At 70.9% G+C, this 21,338-nt stretch carries 16 protein-coding genes and 2 pseudogenes; 9 read left to right on the top strand and 9 right to left on the bottom strand.

What is annotated here, in order from left to right; all coding sequences use genetic code 11:
• Nucleotides 1-16: 16 nt before the first annotated feature.
• Nucleotides 17-1,099 (bottom strand): sugar phosphate nucleotidyltransferase, encoded by a 1,083-nt coding sequence (locus ACFVYF_RS11970; RefSeq protein ID WP_389454649.1) that lies wholly within the window; start codon nt 1,097-1,099, stop codon nt 17-19.
• A gap of 118 nt (nt 1,100-1,217) precedes the next feature.
• Nucleotides 1,218-2,753, bottom strand: coding sequence for a peptidoglycan recognition protein (locus tag ACFVYF_RS11965; protein WP_389454741.1), 1,536 nt, complete (start codon nt 2,751-2,753; stop codon nt 1,218-1,220).
• A 110-nt stretch (nt 2,754-2,863) separates the two neighbouring features.
• Between ACFVYF_RS11965 and ACFVYF_RS11960 the strand changes: the two genes are divergently transcribed.
• The 4 genes from ACFVYF_RS11960 (at nt 2,864) to ACFVYF_RS11945 (ending at nt 9,218) form a co-directional block, all read left to right on the top strand.
• The gene (locus ACFVYF_RS11960) at nt 2,864-3,619 is read left to right on the top strand and encodes a TIGR03089 family protein (RefSeq protein WP_389454646.1); all 756 of its coding nucleotides are present in this window, start codon (nt 2,864-2,866) and stop codon (nt 3,617-3,619) included.
• Nucleotides 3,620-3,950: 331 nt separating this feature from the next.
• Complete coding sequence (locus tag ACFVYF_RS11955; protein ID WP_389454643.1) at nt 3,951-5,312, top strand: LCP family protein; 1,362 nt, start codon at nt 3,951-3,953, stop codon at nt 5,310-5,312.
• A gap of 239 nt (nt 5,313-5,551) precedes the next feature.
• Nucleotides 5,552-7,294: an LCP family protein gene (locus ACFVYF_RS11950; RefSeq protein ID WP_389454640.1), complete on the top strand. Its 1,743-nt coding sequence runs from the start codon at nt 5,552-5,554 to the stop codon at nt 7,292-7,294.
• Between the two features lie 124 nt (nt 7,295-7,418).
• Complete coding sequence (locus ACFVYF_RS11945; protein ID WP_389454637.1) at nt 7,419-9,218, top strand: LCP family protein; 1,800 nt, start codon at nt 7,419-7,421, stop codon at nt 9,216-9,218.
• A gap of 70 nt (nt 9,219-9,288) precedes the next feature.
• Here ACFVYF_RS11945 and ACFVYF_RS11940 read toward each other — a convergent pair whose 3' ends face one another.
• Nucleotides 9,289-10,317, bottom strand: coding sequence for a glycosyltransferase family 2 protein (locus tag ACFVYF_RS11940; RefSeq protein WP_389454634.1), 1,029 nt, complete (start codon nt 10,315-10,317; stop codon nt 9,289-9,291).
• Nucleotides 10,318-10,544: 227 nt separating this feature from the next.
• On the opposite strand from ACFVYF_RS11940, the gene ACFVYF_RS11935 reads away from it, so the two are divergent.
• Nucleotides 10,545-11,906: an LCP family protein gene (locus ACFVYF_RS11935; protein ID WP_389454631.1), complete on the top strand. Its 1,362-nt coding sequence runs from the start codon at nt 10,545-10,547 to the stop codon at nt 11,904-11,906.
• 295 nt (nt 11,907-12,201) lie between these two features.
• Here ACFVYF_RS11935 and ACFVYF_RS11930 read toward each other — a convergent pair whose 3' ends face one another.
• Nucleotides 12,202-12,762, bottom strand: a complete 561-nt coding sequence (locus ACFVYF_RS11930; RefSeq protein WP_389454628.1) for an acyl-CoA thioesterase — start codon at nt 12,760-12,762, stop codon at nt 12,202-12,204.
• 108 nt (nt 12,763-12,870) lie between these two features.
• Between ACFVYF_RS11930 and ACFVYF_RS11925 the strand changes: the two genes are divergently transcribed.
• A complete protein-coding gene (locus ACFVYF_RS11925; protein WP_389454624.1) occupies nt 12,871-14,142 on the top strand; it encodes an LCP family protein in 1,272 nt (423 codons plus the stop codon).
• 66 nt (nt 14,143-14,208) lie between these two features.
• On the opposite strand, the gene ACFVYF_RS11920 is transcribed toward ACFVYF_RS11925, so the two are convergent.
• Nucleotides 14,209-15,366: an acyl-CoA dehydrogenase gene (locus tag ACFVYF_RS11920; RefSeq protein ID WP_389454621.1), complete on the bottom strand. Its 1,158-nt coding sequence runs from the start codon at nt 15,364-15,366 to the stop codon at nt 14,209-14,211.
• A gap of 188 nt (nt 15,367-15,554) precedes the next feature.
• Here ACFVYF_RS11920 and ACFVYF_RS11915 point away from each other — a divergent pair, with 188 nt between their 5' ends.
• A complete protein-coding gene (locus tag ACFVYF_RS11915) occupies nt 15,555-16,898 on the top strand; it encodes a UDP-glucose dehydrogenase family protein (RefSeq protein WP_389454618.1) in 1,344 nt (447 codons plus the stop codon).
• A 251-nt stretch (nt 16,899-17,149) separates the two neighbouring features.
• On the opposite strand, the pseudogene ACFVYF_RS11910 reads toward ACFVYF_RS11915, so the two are convergent.
• Together ACFVYF_RS11910 and ACFVYF_RS11905 are read right to left on the bottom strand one after the other, a co-directional pair.
• Nucleotides 17,150-17,347 (bottom strand): annotated as a pseudogene (locus ACFVYF_RS11910) (CGNR zinc finger domain-containing protein); the annotation flags it as partial.
• A 249-nt stretch (nt 17,348-17,596) separates the two neighbouring features.
• A pseudogene (locus ACFVYF_RS11905) lies at nt 17,597-17,899 on the bottom strand (ABATE domain-containing protein); the annotation flags it as partial.
• A gap of 109 nt (nt 17,900-18,008) precedes the next feature.
• On the opposite strand from ACFVYF_RS11905, the gene ACFVYF_RS11900 reads away from it, so the two are divergent.
• Together ACFVYF_RS11900 and ACFVYF_RS11895 are read left to right on the top strand one after the other, a co-directional pair.
• The gene (locus ACFVYF_RS11900; protein WP_389454615.1) at nt 18,009-18,368 is read left to right on the top strand and encodes a VOC family protein; all 360 of its coding nucleotides are present in this window, start codon (nt 18,009-18,011) and stop codon (nt 18,366-18,368) included.
• A gap of 77 nt (nt 18,369-18,445) precedes the next feature.
• The gene (locus ACFVYF_RS11895) at nt 18,446-18,841 is read left to right on the top strand and encodes a VOC family protein (protein ID WP_389454612.1); all 396 of its coding nucleotides are present in this window, start codon (nt 18,446-18,448) and stop codon (nt 18,839-18,841) included.
• Nucleotides 18,842-18,863: 22 nt separating this feature from the next.
• Here the strand turns inward: ACFVYF_RS11895 and ACFVYF_RS11890 are convergent, their stop codons facing one another.
• Both ACFVYF_RS11890 and ACFVYF_RS11885 read right to left on the bottom strand, forming a co-directional pair.
• Nucleotides 18,864-19,988 (bottom strand): dipeptidase, encoded by a 1,125-nt coding sequence (locus tag ACFVYF_RS11890; protein WP_389454609.1) that lies wholly within the window; start codon nt 19,986-19,988, stop codon nt 18,864-18,866.
• 169 nt (nt 19,989-20,157) lie between these two features.
• Complete coding sequence (locus ACFVYF_RS11885; protein ID WP_389454606.1) at nt 20,158-21,336, bottom strand: dipeptidase; 1,179 nt, start codon at nt 21,334-21,336, stop codon at nt 20,158-20,160.
• Nucleotides 21,337-21,338 lie beyond the last annotated feature (2 nt).

The raw sequence follows: 21,338 nt of genomic DNA, 5'->3' as shown, positions 1-21,338 counted from the left end.
CGCGAGTGTGGCGCGGCTACTGGTCCGAGGAGAACCGGACCGCGCCCGCCGGGATGCGGGCGTCGCACCACACGCGGACGCCTGCGCGCAGTTCGTTGTCCGGGCCGATGAGGGCGGCGTCCCCGATGACCGCGCCGGTGAGGATCGAGCGCCGGCCGATGCGGGCGCGGGCGCCGACGAGGGAGTCGGTGATGACGGCGCCGGGTTCCACCACGGCACCCTCGAGGATCGTGCTGCCGGCGATACGGGCGCCCTCGCCGACGTACGCGCCCTCGCCCACCACCGTGCCGCCGGTGAGTTTGGCGTCGGGGGCGACCGTGGCCGTGGGGAGGACGAGGCGGTCGCCGCAGCGGCCGGGGACGGCCGGGGAGGGGGCGCGGCCGAGGACGAGGTCCGCGGAGCCGCGGACGAAGGCCTGCGGGGTGCCCAGGTCGAGCCAGTACGTGGAGTCGACCATGCCCTGGAGGTGGGCGCCCGTGGCGAGCAGCTCCGGGAACGTCTCGCGTTCCACCGAGACCGGGCGGCCCGCGGGGATCGTGTCGATGACCGAGCGGCGGAAGACGTACGCCCCCGCGTTGATCTGGTCGGTGACGATCTCCTCCGGGGTCTGCGGCTTCTCCAGGAAGGCGGTCACGCGACCCGAGGAATCGGTCGGGACCAGGCCGTACGCCCGAGGGTCCTCGACCCGGGTGAGGTGCAGGGAGACGTCCGCGCCGCAGGTCTCGTGGGTGCGGACGAGAGCGGGGATGTCCAGGCCGGTGAGGATGTCGCCGTTGAAGATGAGCACCGGCTCGTCCGGGCCCGAGTGCAGGCGCGAGGCCACGTTGCGGATGGCGCCGCCGGTGCCGAGGGGCTCGTCCTCGGTGACGTACTCGATGTGGAGACCCAGCGCCGAGCCGTCACCGAAGTACGGCTCGAAGACCTCGGCCAGGTACGAGGTCGCCAGGACGATGTGCTCCACGCCCGCCGCCCTCGCCCGCGCCAGCTGGTGCGTGAGGAACGGGACCCCGGCCGCCGGAACCATCGGCTTGGGGGTGTGCACGGTGAGCGGGCGCAGTCGGGTGCCTCTGCCGCCGACCAGGAGGATCGCTTCTGTCACCTGTCGTCTCTGCTTCCTGCTGGGGCCGGCCGAACTGAGTTTCGGCCGGCCAGTGTATGCAGACCGTTCGACGGCCGATCCGACGGCCGTTTCCATCGACGTGCGGTGTCACCGGTCCTCATCGGCCCTGGTAGCGGGCCGCCGTGGAACGGGCCGTGCCGAGCTTGCTGTAGAGACGGCGTCCCGGACACTCGGTGGCGAATCCGTCCCGATGGCCGGAGATCACATTCAGTCGTACGTTCTTTCCTTTTCGGTAGAGATTGCCACCACCGGACTTCAGGTATGTCTTGCCGCGCGGATTGGCGCCGAACAAGCCCAGCTTCCAGGCCGTGAGCCTCGCGATGGCCTTCACCGCCGCGGCGGTCGGCTTCGCGGAGCCGAAGCTGCCGAGGACGGCGATCCCCATGCTGTTGGTGTTGAACCCGAGGGTGTGGGCGCCCATCACGGGCTTCGCCACGCCCCCGGCGCGGCCCTCGTAGATGGTGCCGCACTTGTCGACGAGGAAGTTGTAGCCGATGTCCCGCCAGCCGCTGCTCTTGACGTGGTAGCGGTAGATACTGCGGATGACCGAAGGGGCCTGGGAACAGCTGTACTTGTTGCCCGACGCGGTGTGGTGCACGAAGGCCGCCTTGACCTTCCCCGTGTAGATGAAGCCCCGCTCACGGAGGCTCTCGTTCGCTCCCCAGCCCCGGCGCGTGACGATGCGCGGGCGCGGGCCGATGTACGGCTGCGCGCGCCGCTCGCTCTCCTGCTGTACGCGCCGTGCGCTCCCCACCGCGCGCTGCTCACTCCCCTGCGCCGCGCCCGGCGCGCTCCCCGCGTCCCGCGCCCCTTGCGTGGCGAGGAACTCCTCCTCGGTCCGCTCCTTGGAGAGCGCGGGGATCTCGGCGGCGCCCAGGGGCGCGAGATCGGCGTTGGCGGCGGACGCAGCGGCGCTTTCTTCGGCCTGCGCGCCCGCGCGCGGCGCCTCCATGGGGGCGCGCGTGGAGGGTCCCGCGCCGGGGTCGACGAGTTCGAGGTGCAGCCCCCTGGGGAGCGGCGAGTCGTCGGCGGAGGTGGACCGGTCGTCCGTCTCCGCCTGCACCCGCACCTCGACGCCGTTCGAGTTGCCCACCCACAGCGGCGCCGTGGCCCCGCGCACCCGGCCCGAGTCGCGCTCGGCGGTGTCGGGGTCGGCCGCGTGTTCGTGGTTGTGCGTCTCGACGTCCTGCCAGCCGGACCAGCGGTTGCCGCCCGCGGACCGGGTACGGACCTGGACCCGGCCGCGCAGCTCGGTGTCCGGGTCGTCCCAGATGACGCCGACGAGCGAGAACGGCCGTACGTCCCGACGGGTCACGCCCTGTTCGGACGCGGCGGATCCGATGGCGCGGTCGCGGGTGAGCGGGGCGAGCGGGAGGGACTGGGTACTGCCGGGGACGGCCGCTTCCGCCGCGGCGGCGTTGGCGGCGTTCGCGGCACCGGAGGCCTTGGACGCGTTGGAGGCAGCGCGCGTCCCGGCCGGGGACGACGCCTCGTCCGCCAGGAAGGCGGAAGCCGTCCGCCCCCCGGGCACGGAGGCCGAAGCAGGCAGGGCGCCCGGAAGGGCCAGGGCCGCCGCACACGTGACACCGATCGAGGAAGCAAGAAATCCACGCATGCCAAGGATCGTGGACATAGTCATACATATCTGTCCATCGGGGAATTGACGGGCCGTCGGCCCCACTCGTCCGATCCGGCGACCCGTCAGCTCGGACGCGCCCGGCGCCCCCGCGTACGCTTGCCCGCGTGACCGCCACCGACCGCACCCCTGCCGACCTGCTGCGATCCGCGCTCGCCGCGGACCCCGCGCGCCCCCTGGTGACCTTCTACGACGACGCCACGGGCGAACGCGTCGAACTGTCCGTGGCCACCTTCGCCAATTGGGTGGCCAAGACCGCCAATCTGCTCCAGGGCGAGCTCTCCGCCGAGCCCGGCGACCGGGTCGCGCTGCTGCTGCCCGCGCACTGGCAGACGGCGGTGTGGCTCCTCGCGTGTTCCTCGGTGGGCGCCGTCGCGGACGTCGGGGGCGACCCGGCCGCCGCGGACCACGTGGTCGCGGGGCCCGGCGAGTTCGAGGCCGGTCTCGCCTGCTCCGGCGAGCGGATCGCGCTCTCGCTCGCGCCCCTCGGACGCCGTTTCCCGACGCCGCCGGCCGGCTACGCCGACTACGCCGTCGAGGTACCGAGCCAGGGCGACCGCTTCCAGCCGTACGCGCCCGTGGATCCCGAGGAGCCCGCGCTGATCGTGGCCGGGGCCGAGTACACCAGCGCCGAGGTCATCGAGCGGGCCCGCGGCGGCGCGCCCGCGCTCGATCTGACGGGACCGGGCTCACGGATCCTGTCCGCGCTGCCGTACGACACCTGGGAGGGGCTGAGCGCCGGGCTGTACGCGCCGCTGGCGGCCGGCGGGTCGGTGGTGCTGTGCCGCAACCTCGACCAGCTGGGCGAGGACGCCCTGGCGAAGCGGATCGAGAGCGAGCGGGTGACGGCGACGGCGCGGTAGCCCTCCGGGCGAGCACCGGCCCCCGGGGAGCGCCGCCCGCCCGCGGCAGCCGGGGTCGTCCGACCGCGCGACGGCCCCTCCCGGGCAACCCCGCACGCCGCCGGGCACCAGAAAGCCCCGCCCACCCACGAAATCCGGGGCGCCCGGCCGCGCGACACCTCCCGGCGGGCCGGCTCCGGTCACCCCGCGCCAGGCCGCTCCGCAAGCGCCCGCCGTCGCCCGTTCGGCCCACAGCCACCCCCCGCCCACGGGCCCCCCGGCGCCGCCCGGGCGATGGTCGTAAGAGCACGTCACGCACCACGCTCGTACGCCAGGAGGGGTGGATCCAGAAGTGACCGACACGGCAGGCACGCCCTCCGGACGTCCGGACGACGACGCGCCTGAGGCGGCGGCCACGCTGGGACCCGGGGTGGGGGCGTCCCCCACAGGTGCCGGGCTCATACGTCGTCGGCGGCGCTGGCTGCGCTACGCGGCGATCGGCGTCGTCGTCGCGGTCGTCGGTGCCGCGGGGGCCGGCTGGGCGGTCTACGAGAAGCTGAACGCGAACATCACGGCGGACAACGACACCGCCGCCGAGCTGGCGCGCTACGACAAGGAGCGGCCCACGGCGCTGGTGCGCGGTGCGCAGAACATCCTGCTGATCGGGTCGGACTCGCGCTCCGGCGACGGCAACGCCGAGTACGGGCGGGACTCCGGCACCGAGCGCTCCGACACCACGATCCTGCTGCATCTGGCCGCCGACCGGCGCAGCGCGACCGCCGTCTCACTGCCGCGCGACCTGATGGTGGACGTGCCCAGCTGCCGCCGCCCGGACGGCACCCGGACCGACGCGGTCTTCACGATGTTCAACTCCGCCTACGAGACGGGGGGTTCGGCCTGCACGATCCGTACCGTCGAGAAGCTCACGAACGTCCGCGTCGACCACCACATGGTCGTGGACTTCCACGGGTTCAAGGAGATGGTCGACGCGGTCGACGGTGTCCAGGTGTGCCTGAAGGAGCCGATCGACGACAAGGCGGCCAAGCTGAAGCTGCCCGCGGGGAAGGTGCGCCTCAACGGCGAGCAGGCGCTCGGCTACGTACGCGCCCGCAAGAGCATCGGCGACGGCAGCGACACCGACCGGATGGACCGGCAGCAGCGGTTCCTGGGGGCGCTGGTCAACAAGGTGCAGAGCAACGACGTCCTGCTCAACCCCACGAAGCTCTATCCGGTGCTCGACGCCGCCACCTCGTCGCTCACCACGGACCCCGACCTGGCGAATCTGCGCGGGCTGTACCAGCTGGTGCGCGGCATGCGGGACATCCCCACCGACCGGGTGCAGTTCCTGACGGTGCCCCGGACGTCGTACGTCTACAACGCCAATCGCGACCAGCTCGTGGAGCCGGACGCCGACAGACTGTTCGCGCGGCTGCGCTCGGACGCGCCGCTGGAGGTCGTGAAGAACGTTCCGGAGGATTCCGCCACGAAGAGCAGTAATGAGGCATCCCGGAACAAGAAGAACTCGTACGAGGGCGGTGACGAGGAGTCGTACGACTCCTCGTACGACTCCTCCGGCGACGACGCGTACGACGGCGAAGAGGGCTCGTACGACGACGGGAAGCCGGGGAGAAAACGGCCGGACGTACCCGTCGACGCCCCCGATCCGACGCCCACTTTCCGCGGCAACACGGCCGCCGAGGACGGCTGCGGGTAAAGCGCGCACCAAGCCGGGGAACTCCAGTCCCAAGAAATGGGGCGGATTGCCCAGTTGTAGGGAAGTGGAATTTGTCACCGTCGTCGCTCCACGCTGAACTGGGCGGATAGTGTGAGCGATCCGGTGCACCCGGCCACGAGGTCAGTCCTGGGGTCGCGCACTGCATGACCGAGACCCGAGCGCCTTTTTGGAGGGGGAAAAAGGGCGCCGCGTGGCCCCGACGGAGGATTCAGACAACCGTGGACGCGCAAGGCCGTGGGCGGGCGGACGACATCGACCCCGCAGACCAGTGGGTACTCAACCCGACCACCGGTGAATACGAACTGCGACTGACTCCTTCCGCACCGCAATCAGGAGTCCCCAGACCGCGCAGGACGTCCTCCGGTGGATCGGCTCGCACGCGCACCGCGCCGGGCCGGGAGCCGCGTGAGTCTCCCGCACCCGACACGGTGCCCGGACCGCGCAGGCGCCGTGGTGCGCCCGCCGAGCCGCCGCCCGGCCGGCGCCGGTCGCGGACGCAGCCGAAGAAGTCCAAGAAGTCGAAGGCCAAGAAAATACTGCTGTGGACCGGCGGCACGATGGCCTTCGTGCTGGTCGCGGTCTCGGCGGCGGCCTACCTCTACATCAAGCACCTAGAGGGCAACGTCAACACGACGGACGTCGGCAGCGCGGGCAAGAAGGGCTTCAGCAAGGACGAGGCCTTCAACATCCTGATCATCGGCACGGACAAGCGCACCGGTGCGGGCAACGAGGGCTACGGCGACAAGAACAGCGTCGGTCACGCCGACACCAACATCCTGCTGCACGTGGCCAAGGACCGTTCCAACGCGACCGCGTTGAGCATCCCGCGTGACCTGATCACCGACATCCCGGACTGCCCGGTCAAGCAGGCCGACGGCACCGAGAAGGTGGTCCCGGGCACGGACGGCGTCCGCTTCAACACGAGCCTCGGCCAGGAGGACCGCAACGCCGGCTGCACCATGCTCACGGTCAAGGAACTCACCGGCATCGCGCCCGACCACTTCATGATGGCGGACTTCAACGCGGTCAAGACGCTGACCACCGCGGTGGGCGGCGTCGAGGTCTGTGTGGCCCACGCCGTCGACGACAAGGAGTCGCACCTCAAGCTGCCCGCCGGCAAGTCCACGGTCGAGGGCGAGCAGGCGCTGGCCTTCGTCCGCACCCGGCACAGCTTCGGCAATGAGGGCGACCTCGACCGCATCAAGGTGCAGCAGCAGTTCCTGGGTTCACTCATGCGGAAGATGGCCTCCAGCAACACCCTGACGAGCCCGAGCAAGCTGCTGAAGCTGGCCGAGGCCGCCACCAAGGCGCTCACCGTCGACACCGGCATCGGCAATGTGAGCACGCTCAAGGACGTGGCGCTGGAGCTGAAGAAGGTCCCGCCGAAGAACATCACCTTCACCACGCTGCCGGTGCTCGACAACCCCGCCGAGAAGGTGAAGGCGACGGTCGTCGTCAACCCGGCCCAGGCGGACCCGCTGTTCGAGATGATCAAGAGCGACACCTCGCTGACCGAGGTGAAGCAGAAGGAAAAGAAGGAGAAGGCCGAGGACGCCGCCCGCCTCAAGGGCTCGAAGTCCGCCGCCTCCGACATCCGCGTCGACATCTACAACGGCGGCGCCCAGGCCGGCTCCGCACAGGAAACTCTTAACTGGCTGCAGAATGATGAGGGCGTGCTCAAGTCGAGCCAGCTCGGAAACGCTGACGAAACCCTCAGCAAGACGACCCTGGAGTACTCTCCCGACCAGGCCGATCAGGCACGCAAGCTGGCGGACATCATGGGGTTGCCGGGGTCCGCGCTGAAGCCCGGCAAGAGCGAGAAGAACGCTCAGGGTCTGCCCGCGATCGTGCTGACTCTGGGCAAGGACTTCAAGGGTGCCGGGGTGCCGCTGACGGCGCCCTCGAAGGCACCGGAGGGGATCCAGAAGTCCACGGCGGACAAGCAAGAGTGCGCCAGTTGATGACCTGACGGGTCTGTCGAGCGTCTAACAGGACGCAGGCGTCCAACCAACATGGGCGCTCGCGCGTCCAAAGGGACGCGGGACGGACCCGTTTGTCAGGCGCGGGGTGGGGAGGGGCAGGGAGATGGCGCGGAGCAGTGTGCGTGGTGAGGGGGCTCGACCACGTGTCCGGCACGCCGGTGAACTGGGCTGGGACGACAGTCTGTACGACGAGAACGGCGATCCGACTCAACCGGACGGGGATCCGGCTCGACGGGACGGCGATCCGGCTCGGCGGAAGGGCCGTGCGGCGCGGGAGGACGGCCGCCGGACCGGCGGGGACGGCGGGCCGGCCCCGGAGAACGGTCAGGAGAGCGACGACGGGCCACAGCCCGAACCGCAGGGCCGCGGCCGGCACGGCGGCGGCGGGCGCCGCGGCGGCGGAGCACGCCCGCGCCGCAGACGCCGCGCGCTGCGCTGGTCGGCGACGGTTCTGGCGGTACTGATACTCGGCACCGCGGGTGCCGGTTATCTCTACTACCAGCACCTGAACGCCAACATCAAGAAGGACCACCTGAACATCGGCGACGCCAAGGACAGGGCCGCCGAGTCCAAGCCGAACGCGGCGGGCCAGACCCCGCTGAACATCCTGCTGATCGGCTCCGACGCACGGGACTCCGAGGAGAACCAGAAGCTCGGCGGCGCCAAGGACACCTTCGGCGGGGACGCACGCGCGGACGTCCAGATGCTGCTGCACCTCTCTGCGGACCGCACCAACATGTCGGTGGTCAGCATGCCGCGCGACACGCTGCTGCAGATCCCCAAGTGCACCGACCCGGACTCCAAGGAGACGTACGCGGCCAGCACTCTGCTCACGATGACGAACGACTCGCTGCGCCGCGGCGGCCCCGGCTGCACGGTCGCCACCTGGGAGAAGCTCACCGACATCCACATCGACCACTTCATGATGGTCGACTTCGCGGGGGTGGTGTCGATGGCCGACGCCATCGGCGGTGTCCCGGTCTGCGTGGACGCCAACGTCTACTCCCACACCTCCTCCGGCCACGGCTCGGGCCTGAAGCTGAAGGAGGGCACCACGTCCATCAAGGGCAAGCAGGCCCTGCAGTGGCTGCGGACGCGGTACGGCTTCGAGGACGGCTCCGACATAGGCCGGACCAAGGCCCAGCACCAGTACATGAACTCGATGGTCCGCCAGCTGCGCGCGAACGCCACGCTGAGCAACCCGAACAAGCTGCGCAAGCTCGCCGAGACGGCCACCGACGCGCTCACCGTCGACGACGGTCTGGGCACGGTGAAGAACCTCTACGACCTCAGCAACGAGCTGAAGAAGGTCCCGACGAAGCGCATCACCATGACCACCATGCCGTGGGTGTACTCCTCCGACGGCAACCGGGTGCTGCCCAAGCCGACGGACGCGGAGAAGCTCTTCCGGCTGGTGCGCGAGGACATCGCGCTGGACGGCAAGGACAGCAAGAAGAAGACCGAGGACAAGGCGTCGTCGGACCCGGCCGCGGCGGACGACAGCATCGCGGTGCAGGTGCAGAACGGCACCCGGACCAGCACGCTGGCGCCGGTGAGCGGACGGGCGAGCGCGGTGGCGCAGCTGCTCGTGGGCAAGGGCTTCACCACCGCGACGGCCGACTCGACGACGGCGCTCACCGAGGACGAGACGGTCATCCGCTATCCGAGCGCCGACCTGGAAGGTGACGCGCAGCGGATCGCCAAGTCCCTCGGCGTCCCCTTCAGCGCGGTGGAGAAGTCGACGAACGTCTCCGGCGTCACGCTGGTGGTCGGCGCCGACTGGCGGGAGGGCAACACCTACACCCCGCCGGAGGACAACGACAAGACGCCGAAGTCTGCCGATGCCCTCAACGGTTCGGACACCGAGGCGTGCATGCACGTCGACCCGGACTACACCTGGTAGGCGGGCCCGCGCACAACGGCAGTTGGGCCCCTCTCCGCCGGAGAGGGGCCCAACTGGCGTACGACGGGATTCAGTTGGAGCTGCGTACCGCCGGGCGGCGCGAGGCGATGACCCGCTTCGCCAGCGCCCTCGGGCTGGTGAGGTAACCCCAGCCCCACGACATGTGCATGGTGGCGAGGGCGAGCGGGATCTGCAGCCGCGCCTTCAGCGGCAGGCCCTTGCCCGCCGGCACCGAGCCGAGCGCGATGGCCGCGAGATAGCCACCGGGAACCACCAGGCCCCAGGGCGTCAGCGCGAGGCCGACCACGACACCCGCGACTATCGCGCACACCGCGGTCGGCGGGGCGAGGTAGCGCAGGTTGATGGAGCCCTCGTGGTAGCGGGCGACGACATGGCGCCAGCGCCCGTAGTCCTTGTACTGCTTGGCGAGCGCGCGCATCGAGGGGCGCGGCCGGTAGGACACCCGCAGCTCGGGCGAGAACCAGATCAGTCCGCCCGCCTCGCGGATCCGGAAGTTCAGCTCCCAGTCCTGGGCGCGGATGAACTCCTCGTTGTAGCCGCCCTGCTGTTCCAGGGCCTCGCGCCGGAAGACACCGAGATAGACGGTCTCCGCGGGACCGGCCTCGCCGCCCGTGTGGAAGGCGGCGTTGCCGACACCGATCTTCGACGTCATCGCGGCGGCGACGGCGTGCTCCCAGTCGTTCTCGCCCTCGGCGTGCATGATCCCGCCGACGTTCTGCGCGCCGGTCTCCGCGAGGAGGCGTACGGCGGTCGCGATGTAGTTCGGCGACAGCATCCCGTGCCCGTCGACGCGTACGACGACGGGATGCCGGGACGCCTTGATCGCGGCGTTCAGCGCGGCGGGGGTGCGGCCGGTCGGGTTCGGCACGGTGTGGACGCGCGGGTCCTCCCGTACGAGCTCGGCGGCGATCTCGTCCGTACGGTCCGAGGACGGACCGATGGCGATGACCACCTCCATCTCGCCGTCGTACTCCTGCGCCAGGATCGCTTGGACGGCCCCGCGCAGATGCCGCTCCTCGTTGAGGACGGGCATGATCACAGAAACAGCGGGGGCTCGCACGTCAGACTTCTCGCTCATCGGACGTCACGTTACCGCGAATGGGGGACACGGTCGCGCGCCGCCGGCGCTATGGGGCCGGGCCGCAGATCGTATGGGCCTACGGTGCTCACGGATCCCCACGCCCGGCCTACGCGGAGGTGTCCCCCGTGCCCACGCCGCCCCGCTCCCCAGCTCCCCCTGCCCGCCGTCCGCAACCGCCCGGATCCCGGCGGCCGCCCCTGCGGCCGAAGAAGCCGCGCTGGGCCATGCGGATGGTCACCACGCTCTCCGTGGTGGTCCTCGCCTCCGCCGGCATCGGACACGCGGTGGTCACCAGCCTCGACGCCGACATCGCCCGGGTCGACCCCTTCAAGGACATGAAGAACCGTCCCGAGGCGGGCAACGGGATGAACGTCCTGCTCGTCGGCACCGACGGCCGCGACAAGATCACGGAGGCGGAACGGCAGAAGTACCGGCTGGGCGGCGCCCCCTGCCACTGCACGGACACGATCATGATCGTGCACATCTCGGAGGACCGGGAGCGGGCCAGCGTCGTGAGCCTGCCGCGCGACTCGTACGCCGAGACGCCCGCGCACACCGACCAGACCACCGGCAAGCGGCACGGCCCGCACCCGGTGAAGCTGAACGCGGCGTACGCGGAGGGCGGCCCCCAGCTGACCGTGCGCACCGTCGAGAACATGACCCACGTCAAGATCGACCACTATCTGGAGGTCGACTTCACCAGCTTCATGAAGACGGTCGACGTGCTCGGCGGCGTGGAGATCTGCACCGCGGAGCCGATGAAGGACGCGTACACCGGCCTGGACCTGCCGGCCGGCTCGCACCAGCTCAACGGCGGCGAGGCCCTGCAGTACGTGCGCTCCCGGCACGTCGACAGCGCCTCCGACCTCGGCCGGATGCAGCGTCAGCAGCGTTTCCTCGCGGCGCTGATCGAGCGGGCGACCTCGTCCGGGGTGCTGCTGAACCCGATGAAGTTCCGTGACGTCACCCACGCCGTGCTCGGCTCGGTCCGCGCGGACAAGGGGTTCGGCACGGACGAACTCCTCGACCTGGGGCGGGCGATGCGGAACTTCTCGCCCTCCTCGTCCGAGTTCACCACCGTGCCGATCGGACAGATGGCCTTCATGGTGAAGGGCATCGGCGAGACCCTGAAGTGGGACGAGCCGAAGGCGCAGAAGCTCTTCCGGGCCCTGCGCGACGACCAGCCGCTCGCCCGGCACAAGAAGAAGAGCAAGGCGCTGCGGGTCGACGTCGCCCCGCAGCAGATCCGGGTCCAGGTGGAGAACGCGACGCCCACCGAGGGGCTCGGCGGCCGCGTCGACGCCTCGCTCGCCGCCACCGGCTTCCTCACCACCCGCCTCCCCACGGATGCCGCCGACCGGACCGCCCGCCGCACCGTCGTCGCCTACGACCCCCGCTGGGACCGCTCAGCCAAGTCCCTCGCCACCGCCCTGCCCGGCTGCGAACTCCGCGCCGTGAAGGACCAGGGCCCCACCCTCAAGGTGATCGCCGGCGCCGACTACAAGGGCGTCCGCCGAGTGAAGGCGGCCGACCCGTACCAGGGCGAGTTCGGCGTGGTGACGGGCGACCAGGTGGTGTGCCCGTAAGCCCCTGGGAAGGGGCCACCCCCTCTGAGCCCAGCCGGTCGGGCCCGCTTGACGAGCCCACCCAGGCCCCCACAGCCCGTCCGCTTGCCGACGAGCCCGCCCAGGCCCCCACAGCCCGCCTGCCCGACGAGCCCGCCCAGGCCCCCACAGCCCGTCCGGCGCTTGAGGACGAGGCCGTCCAGGCCGAAGCGGGGGTCTGGGGGCGGCAGCCCCCGGGGACGGTCACACCAGGGGGTCGGCCATACCGGAGGACAGTCGCACCAGCGCCCGAGTCACCGGCAAAGTGGGCGACAGCCTAGTCGTCCAGCCCCTCAGCCGCCCGCTTCTCCCGGAGCTCCATGATCGCCCGCCGCCGGGCGAGCCGGTGGGTGCGACGGATCTGCGCCTCCTGGTACCGCCGCTCGTCCCGCTCGGTCTCCGGAAGCACCGGCGGCACCCGCCGCGGCTTCCCGTCGGCGTCGACGGCGGCGAAGACGAGGTAGGCGGAGCCGACCTGGGTGGCCGGAGCGGACTCGTTCCAGCGCTCCGCGAGGACGCGGACACCGACCTCCATGGAGGTCCGCCCGGTCCAGTTGACCTGGGCCTTCACATGGACGAGGTCGCCCACGCGGACCGGCTCCAGGAAGGCCATCTCGTCCATGGACGCGGTGACAGCGGGCCCACCGGAGTGCCGCCCCGCGACGGCGCCTGCCGCATCGTCGACCAGTTTCATGATCACGCCGCCGTGCACCGTACCCAGAAGGTTGGTGTCGTTGTGGGTCATGATGTGGCTGAGCGTGGTCCGGGACGCGGAGGTCGGTTTGCCCGGAATGTCTTCCGGAGCATCTGATTCCGGAACGACGGCCTGATCTGTCATGACCTCCACCTTATGCCGCGGTCATTTTGTGTCAGCTTCGCAACAGCACTGGTCCTATTTTCCTTCGACCCTTGTAAGGCACATAGCCGGGCACTGCACACTGGCGGCATGAGCGATTGGCCCGACGGGCGGGATGACAGGCGGAGCAACCGGTACGGCGCCGGCAGCGCCGGCGCACAGCCGGAGAGCGCCCGCGTGATGCGGCAGGTCCGGCGTGACCCGGCGACGCCCGGTCCGGGCCCGTCGGCGCCGCCGTACAGCGGAGTACCGCAGCAGCCGTCGTACGTCGACGGACAGGGGTACGACGACGGCTACGACAGCGGATACAACACCGGCCAGGTCTACGGCGGCGGCCCGCAGGGACCGGGCGGTCCCGGCGGCCGGGGCCCACGCCCCGCGCCGAACTGGCGCCGGCGGATCAAGTGGACCGCGCTCACGCTGGTCACCCTGCTGATCGTGGTCTCCGTCGGCACGTACTTCTGGGCCGACTCCAAGCTCCACCGTGACGTCGATCTCTCCAAGGTGATCGACCGGCCGGAGTCGGGAGCGGGCACGAACTACCTGATCGTCGGCTCGGACAGCCGCGCCGGCATGTCCGCCGAGGAGAAGAAGAAGCTCCACACCGGGTCCGCCGAGGGCAAGCGCACGGACTCGATGATGATCCTGCACACCGGGAGCAACGGCGACACCCTGGTCTCCCTCCCCCGCGACTCCGACGTCGAGATCCCCACCTTCAAGGGCTCCGACAGCGGCAAGACGTACCCGGGCACGGGCCGGCACGTGAAGCTGAACGCGGCGTACGCGGAGGACGGGCCCGAGCTGCTGGTGCGCACGGTCGAGTACAACACCGGCCTGCACATCGACCACTACGTGGAGATCGGCTTCGCGGGCTTCGCGAACATCGTCGACTCGGTGGGCGGCGTCGAGATCGACATCCCCAAGGGCGGCATGAAGGACACCAAGTCCGGCGCCGACTTCGACGCGGGCAAGCAGACCCTGAACGGCGAGCAGGCGCTGGCGTTCGTACGGACCCGGTACGCGCTCGCGGGCAGCGACCTGGACCGTACGAAGAACCAGCAGAAGTTCCTGTCGGCGCTGGCCAACCAGGTCGCGACGCCGAGCACGATCCTGAACCCCTTCAAGCTCTACCCGACGATGAGCGCGGGTCTGGACACCCTGGTCGTCGACAAGGACATGGGGCTGCTGGACCTGGGTGACATGTTCTGGGCCATGAAGAGTGTCAGCGGCGGCGACGGCAAGTCCATGAACATGCCGATCTCCGGCTCCACCGGCGGCAACCTCGTCTGGGACAAGGCCAAGGTCAAGACCCTGGTGAACGAGCTGAAGAACGACGACAAGGTGACGGTCTCGGGCAACTGAGCCGCACCGCACACGAAGGGCCCCGCCGGACGCACCGGCGGGGCCCTTCGGCCGTAAGGCGGCGGACTACGGCAGGTTGCGCGCCATCACGATCCGCTGGACTTGGTTCGTGCCTTCATAAATCTGGGTGATCTTGGCGTCGCGCATCATGCGCTCGACCGGGTAGTCGCGGGTGTAGCCGTAGCCGCCGAGGAGCTGGACGGCGTCCGTGGTGACCTCCATGGCGACGTCCGAGGCGAAGCACTTGGCCGCGGCGCCCTGGAAGGTGAGGTCGCGGTCGCCGCGCTCGGACTTGGCGGCCGCCGCGTACGTCAGCTGCCGCGCGGCCTCGATCTTCATGGCCATGTCGGCGAGCATGAACTGGATGCCCTGGAAGTCGCCGATCGGCTTGCCGAACTGCTTGCGCTCCTGGACATAGCCCTTGGCGTAGTCGAGGGCGCCCTGGGCGATGCCGAGGGCCTGCGCGGCGATGGTGATGCGGGTGTGGTCCAGGGTCTTCATCGCGGTGGCGAAGCCCGTGCCCTCCTCGCCGATGATGCGGTCCGCAGGGATGCGCACGTTGTCGAGGTAGACCTCGCGGGTCGGCGAGCCCTTGATGCCGAGCTTCTTCTCCGGGGCGCCGAAGGAGACGCCGGGGTCCGACTTCTCGACGACGAAGGCCGAGATGCCCTTGGAGCGCTTGGTCGGGTCGGTGACCGCCATCACCGTGTAGTACTCGGAGACGCCGGCGTTGGTGATCCAGCGCTTCACGCCGTTGAGGACGTAGAAGGCGCCGTCACGGACCGCCTTCGTCTTCATGCCCGCCGCGTCCGAGCCCGCGTCCGGCTCGGAGAGGCAGTACGAGAACATGCCGTCGCCCTTGGCGAGCGGGCCGAGGTACTTCTTCTTCAGGTCCTCGGAGCCGGAGAGGATCACCGGGAGCGAGCCCAGCTTGTTCACCGCGGGGATCAGGGACGACGACGCGCAGACGCGGGCCACCTCCTCGATCACGATGACCGTGGCCAGCGCGTCCGCGCCCGCGCCGCCGTACGACTCGGGTACGTGCACGGCGTGCAGGTCGGAGGAGACCAGAGCGTCCAGGGCCTCCTGCGGGAAACGGGCTTCCTCGTCCACCACGGCCGCGTACGGCGCGATCTTCGCCTCGGCCAGCGAACGGATCGCGTCACGGAGCATGTCGTGCTCCTCGGACGGGCGGTACAGGTCGAAATCAGCCGATCCGGCCAAGGTCTCTCACGCTCCAAAGACGCTAATTACCGTTAAGTAACCCAAATTTTAGGGGGCCGCTCACGGGAGGGATACGTGAGCTTGGCGACAGAGGTCGGGACAAGGGGGAAAGTGCCCGGTGAAGGGGGCCGTCAAGCCCCGACTATGCTCGGGCACCGCACCCACGGCCGCTGAACCCAGGAGCACCCATGGCCCTCAAGATCACCGTGATCGGCACCGGCTATCTCGGCGCGACCCACGCCGCGGCCATGGCCGAGCTCGGCTTCGAGGTTCTCGGTCTCGACGTGGTGCCGGAGAAGATCGAGATGCTCCAGCGGGGCGAGGTCCCGATGTACGAGCCCGGTCTCGAGGAGCTGCTGCGCAAGCATGTCGCGGGCATCGAGGGATCCAGCGGGCGGCTGCGCTTCACCATGGACTGGGCCGAGGTCGCGGACTTCGGCGACGTCCACTTCGTCTGCGTCAACACCCCGCAGAAGCACGGCGAGTACGCGTGCGACATGTCGTACGTCGATGCCGCCTTCGCGTCCCTCGCCCCGCATCTGAAGGGCCCTGCCCTCGTGGTCGGCAAGTCCACGGTGCCGGTCGGCTCGGCGGACCGGCTGGCCCGCACGCTGACCGAGCTGGCGCCCGCGGGTGAGGACGCCGAGCTCGCCTGGAACCCGGAGTTCCTGCGCGAGGGCTTCGCCGTGAAGGACACGCTGCACCCCGACCGCATCGTCGTCGGCGTACGCAGCGAGCGCGCCGAGAAGCTGCTGCGCGAGGTGTACACCACGCCGGTGGCCGGGGGCTCGCCCTTCGTGGTGACCGACTTCCCGACCGCCGAGCTGGTGAAGACCTCGGCGAACTCCTTCCTGGCCACCAAGATCTCGTTCATCAACGCCATGGCCGAGGTCTGCGAGGCCGCCGGCGGCGATGTCGCCAAGCTGGCCGAGGCGATCGGGCACGACGACCGGATCGGAAGGAAGTTCCTGCGGGCCGGCATCGGCTTCGGCGGCGGCTGTCTGCCCAAGGACATCCGCGCCTTCATGGCCCGGGCCGGTGAGCTGGGTGCCGACCAGGCGCTCACCTTCCTGCGCGAGATCGACTCCATCAACATGCGCCAGCGCGGTCAGATGGTGGAGCTGGCGCGCGAGGCGCTCGGCGGCGGGTCCTTCCTCGGCAAGCGGGTCGCCGTCCTCGGCGCGACGTTCAAGCCCGACTCGGACGACGTACGCGATTCGCCGGCGCTGAACGTGGCCGGGCAGATCCACCTCCAGGGCGGCCAGGTCACCGTCTACGACCCGAAGGGCATGCAGAACGCGCGCCGGCTCTTCCCGACGCTCGGGTACGCCGACTCCGCGGTGGAGGCTGTGCGCGGCGCCGATGTCGTCCTGCACCTCACCGAGTGGCGCGAGTTCCGCGAGCTGGACCCGGCGGCGCTGGGCGAGGCGGTCACGGCCCGCGTACTCCTCGACGGCCGCAACGCCCTCGACCCGGAGCTGTGGCGCCGGGCCGGCTGGACGTACCGCGCGATGGGCCGTCCCACGGCCTAGTCCCGGTTCTCCGGGAGGCCACTTCCACCCGCACGGCACGGCACGGCACGGCACGGCAGCAGAACGGCACGCACGGCACGCACGGCAGCAGAACGGGCCATGGCACAGCAGCCGGCCCGGCACAGGAGCAGAGCTACCGGCACCGCACGCAAGGCGGACGCCGGTCCGGCCGAGGCTCAGTCGGCCGGACCGGCGTCCACGCGCATTCTCCCACCGCTCTCCCTCCGCTCCGGCGAGGTGGCCCGGAGGCGTCACTTCGCGCGGTAGCGGCGCATCTTCGCGCGGGCTCCGCAGACCGACATCGAGCACCAGCGGCCGCGGCCGGCCGGGCTGCGGTCGTAGTAGGCCCAGAGGCAGGTCGGGGCCTCGCAGGCCTTCAGACGCAGCCAGGTGCCCGCGACGAGGGCCTCGGCGACCGCGACGGCCACACGTGCGGTGAGCGACTCGGGCCCCGCGACGTCTCCGGAAACGAGGGCAGGCCCGGCAGCCTCCCCCGAAGCAGGCGCGGACCCCGCAGCCTCCCCCGAAGCAGGCGCGGACCCCGCAGCCTCCCCCGAAGCAGGGGCGGACCCCGCAGCCTCCCCCGAAGCAGGCGCGGACCCCGCAGCCTCCCCCGAAGCGGGGGCGGCCCCCACGGTGTCTCCGGAAGCGGGTGCGAGGGCCGCGTCCCCGCTCGCGGACGCGAGGAGCGCTTCCCCGCTCGCCGGCGCGAGGGCCGCCGCGCCGCCCTCGGTGTCCACCGTCACCACCAACGGTGCCCGCGCCAACAGCCGTCCCAGCGGGGTCACTTCGCGGTGCGGGGGATGGCCCGCGTGGGCCAGGCACACCGCGCGCAGCGACTCGCGCAGTTCGCGTGCGTCCGCCACGTCCGCCGCCGCGAGGCCGAAGCGGGCCCGTCCGTCCGCCGTGTCCAGGGCGTCGACGTTCCCCTCGATGTCGAGCGTGTTGACCAGCGCCTGGACCAGAGCCAGGCCACCGGGTGCGGGCGCTCTGTCATTCATGCTTGCGACGTTACCGCCTTTGCGGGAGCATGAGGTAACCGTTGCCGGTTGAGCCCTTCTACCGGTAACCCCTTCAGCGGACGCTGTTCCGCAGACACAGGAGGAAGTCATGGCTCTCGCCCACCTGGGTGCCGTCGTCCTGGACTGTCCCGACCCGCGCGCCCTCGCCGACTTCTACGCCGGCATCCTCGGCGGCACGGTCGAGGGCGAGGGCAGGTGGGTCGACCTGAAGGTGCCCGGCGGCGCGACGCTGGCTTTCCAGGCCGCCCCCGGACACGTACCGCCGAAGTGGCCGGCGGCCGACGACTCGCAGCAGTTCCACCTGGATCTGACCGTCGAGGACCTCGACGCGGCCGAGCGGGACGTGCTCGCGCTCGGCGCCACGGCACTGGACGCGGCCGACCACACCCGCACGTTCCGTGTGTACGCGGACCCCGCGGGGCACCCGTTCTGCCTCTGCGCCTGCTGAGGCAGCAGAGCCGCCGCGCGCCCGGGGCGGCGGCGTCCGAAGCCGGCACCGGCCGGGCCCCCTCACAAGGAGAAGACATGGCACCCGTCGTCAAGATGCGTTCCGTCGTACTCGACTGCCCCGACCCGCGCGCGCTCGCGGACTTCTACGCCGGCGTCCTGGGCGGCACGGTCGCTGCGGAGGACGACACCTGGGTCACGCTCGAAGCCCCCGGCGGCCATCGGATCTGTTTCCAGCAGGCGCCGGGGTACGCGCCGCCGGACTGGCCGAGTGCGGACAGCAACTCGCAGCAGTTCCATCTCGACTTCGACGCCGGCAGCACCTGGGAGGCGCTGGAGGCGGCCCAGGAGAAGGTCCTGGCCCTCGGCGCCCGGCCGCTCGACCTGGACGACGACGGCGGCAAGCGGGACTGGCGGGTGTACGCGGATCCGGCGGGGCATCCCTTCTGCCTCTGCCGGATCGAACACTCCTAGGCCCTGCCGAGCGGGTCCGTCGTCAGCTGTCCAGCTCGGCGATCTTGGCCGTGGACGGTTCGCGGCGCTGCTGGGCGGCACGGGCCGTGAAGTCCGCGCTGCGCAGCACTCGCTGGACATTGCCCCAGGTCAGCAGGGCTAGATCGGACTCGGGCCAGCCGCGGTCGAGGAGTTCCGCGATCAGGTGCGGATAGCAGGACGCGTCGGCCAGATCCTGCGGATGCGCGGTCCCGGAGTCGTACGTCCCCGACAGGCCGACGCACTCCGGGCCCGCGATGGCGCGGATGTGGTCGAGGTGGTCGGCGACGTCGCGCACCGACGGGCCGGTCTGCTCGGCCGTGAGCGGCACCAGGCACAGGCCGTGGGCGACGCCCAGTTCGGCGAGGACGTCGTCCGGCAGGTTGCTGGGGTGGGGGCGCAGGGTGCGGGCCGCGGAGCGGGTGAAGACGACCGGGGCCTTGGAGACCGCGAGGGTGCGGTGGATCGTGGCGTCGGAGGCGCCGGAGAGGTCGGGGAGCACGCCGAGCCGGTTCAGCTCGCGGACGACCTCCTCACCGAACCGGGTCAGGCCCGTCGGGCTCGCCCAGGACGTGCCGGAGAGCGTGAGGAGGCGCAGCCCGAGCGAGTGCAGGGCGCGCAGGATGCCGAGGGAGTCACCGAGCGCGGGGGCACCGGCGGGGCCGAGCAGGACGGCGATACGGCCGCAGTTGCGGGCGTCGGTGATCTGGCCCGCGCTGAAGGCGAGCCGCAGCCCCTCGGGATGCACCTGGACCACCGTCTTCACCAGGTCCAGCTGCTCCAGGGTCGCGCCGATGGCCCGGTCGCCCGCGAGGCCCTCGGGCAGATGCAGCGACCAGAACAGCGCGCCCACATGGCCTTCCCGCAGCCGTGGCACATCCGTGTCGACGGCGCTCTCGCCCAGCTCCAGGTCGTACCAGGGCAGGTGGCGCAGCGCCCAGGGCAGCCCGCTGTAGCCGTCGGCGACGGGGTGTGTGGCCAGGAAGGCGTGCGCGCGCTCCAGGGTGCCGGAGGCAGCGGCTGCCTCCTCCGTACGGAGCTCCGGGCCGGCCCGCCGCACGGCTGCGGCGGGGCCTTCGAGTCCGCCCACCTCGGCGGTGGTGTGCAGTTCGTCCTGCAGGTCTGCCATGGCGGGGCTCCGTACGTCAACGAGATCGCAGTACGGTCACCGTCGCACGGAGCCCCGGGGGCTTCCTGGTGGGTGGGGCGTTCGGGGGTATGCCCGCCGGTTCAGGATCTGTCCGGCGGATCACGCGGCAGGCCATGAGGACGGACCCGCAAGATCCGCCGGTCAGGCCCTAGCCGTCCAGTTGCTCCGGTGTCGCGTTCGACGGCCCCCGGGTCGCCCGGAGACCCCGGGCCACGTCCTCCGCGGCGCCCAGCACCCGTACCGCGTTCTGCCAGGTCAGCTTGGCCAGGTCGGCCTTCGACCAGCCGCGGTCCAGCAGTTCGGCGATCAGGTTCGGATAGCCGGAGACGTCATCGAGGCCTTCGGGGGTGAACGCCGTCCCGTCGTAGTCGCCGCCGATGCCGAGGTGGTCGACGCCGGCCACCTCGCGCATGTGGTCCAGGTGGTCGGCGACCGTGGAGACCGTGGCGACGGGGCGCGGGTGCGACTCCTCGAAGGCGCGGTGGACCTTCATCGCCTCGGCGGTGGTGGCAAGGTGGTGGAAGCCGTGCATGCGCATGTTCTCGTCGGCCGCCGCCGTCCAGTCGACCGCCGCCTGGAGGACGAACTTCGGTACGAACGTCACCATCGCCACTCCCCCGTTGGCGGGCAGCCGCTCCAGGACGTCGTCCGGGATGTTGCGCGGGTGGTCGCACACCGCGCGCGAGGAGGAGTGGGAGAAGATCACCGGCGCGGCGGTGGTGTCGAGCGCGTCCCGCATCGTCGTGGCGGCCACGTGCGAGAGGTCCACGAGCATGCCCTCGCGGTTCATCTCCCGCACGACCGCGCGGCCGAAGGCCGACAGGCCGCCCACGGCCGGGACGTCGGTCGCCGAGTCCGCCCAGGAGATGTTGTCGTTGTGGGTGAGCGTCATGTAGCGGACGCCCAGCGCGTACAACCCCCGCAGCGCGCCGAGGGAGTTGTCGATCGAGTGACCGCCCTCCGCGCCCATCAGTGAGGCGATACGGCCCTCCGCGCGCGCCGCCTCCATGTCCGCCGCGGTCAGCGCGGCGCGCAGGCCGGCCGGGTGACGCTCGATCAACTGCCGTACGCAGTCGATCTGTTCGAGTGTCGCGGTGAGCGCGTCCGGCAGATCCGAGCGCACGTACACCGACCAGTACTGCGCGCCGACGCCGCCCGCGCGCAGCCGCGCCAGGTCGGTGTGCAGGTGCGCGCTCTGGTCGGCGGCGATGTCGCGGGCGTCGAGGTCGTAGCGGACCTGCTCCCGCAGCGCCCAGGGCAGGTCGTTGTGACCGTCGACGACGGGGAACTCGGCGAGGAGTTCGCGGGCGGGACCGAGGGAGGACATGC

Origin of the sequence: Streptomyces sp. NPDC058274, from assembly GCF_042881375.1 — a bacterium.
Lineage (GTDB): Bacteria > Actinomycetota > Actinomycetes > Streptomycetales > Streptomycetaceae > Streptomyces.
The sequence above is the reverse complement of the archived record's forward strand: the minus strand, read 5'-3'. Positions and strand labels throughout refer to the sequence as shown.

Coding starts and splice junctions, on each gene's coding strand:
- ACFVYF_RS11965 (WP_389454741.1), bottom strand. CDS start 2,753: ATGTCCACGATCCTTGGCATGCGTGGATTTCTTGCTTCCTCGATCGGT.
- ACFVYF_RS11945 (WP_389454637.1), top strand. CDS start 7,419: ATGGCGCGGAGCAGTGTGCGTGGTGAGGGGGCTCGACCACGTGTCCGG.
- ACFVYF_RS11940 (WP_389454634.1), bottom strand. CDS start 10,317: ATGAGCGAGAAGTCTGACGTGCGAGCCCCCGCTGTTTCTGTGATCATG.
- ACFVYF_RS11935 (WP_389454631.1), top strand. CDS start 10,545: ATGCGGATGGTCACCACGCTCTCCGTGGTGGTCCTCGCCTCCGCCGGC.
- ACFVYF_RS11930 (WP_389454628.1), bottom strand. CDS start 12,762: ATGACAGATCAGGCCGTCGTTCCGGAATCAGATGCTCCGGAAGACATT.
- ACFVYF_RS11925 (WP_389454624.1), top strand. CDS start 12,871: ATGAGCGATTGGCCCGACGGGCGGGATGACAGGCGGAGCAACCGGTAC.
- ACFVYF_RS11915 (WP_389454618.1), top strand. CDS start 15,555: ATGGCCCTCAAGATCACCGTGATCGGCACCGGCTATCTCGGCGCGACC.
- ACFVYF_RS11900 (WP_389454615.1), top strand. CDS start 18,009: ATGGCTCTCGCCCACCTGGGTGCCGTCGTCCTGGACTGTCCCGACCCG.
- ACFVYF_RS11895 (WP_389454612.1), top strand. CDS start 18,446: ATGGCACCCGTCGTCAAGATGCGTTCCGTCGTACTCGACTGCCCCGAC.
- ACFVYF_RS11890 (WP_389454609.1), bottom strand. CDS start 19,988: ATGGCAGACCTGCAGGACGAACTGCACACCACCGCCGAGGTGGGCGGA.
- ACFVYF_RS11885 (WP_389454606.1), bottom strand. CDS start 21,336: ATGTCCTCCCTCGGTCCCGCCCGCGAACTCCTCGCCGAGTTCCCCGTC.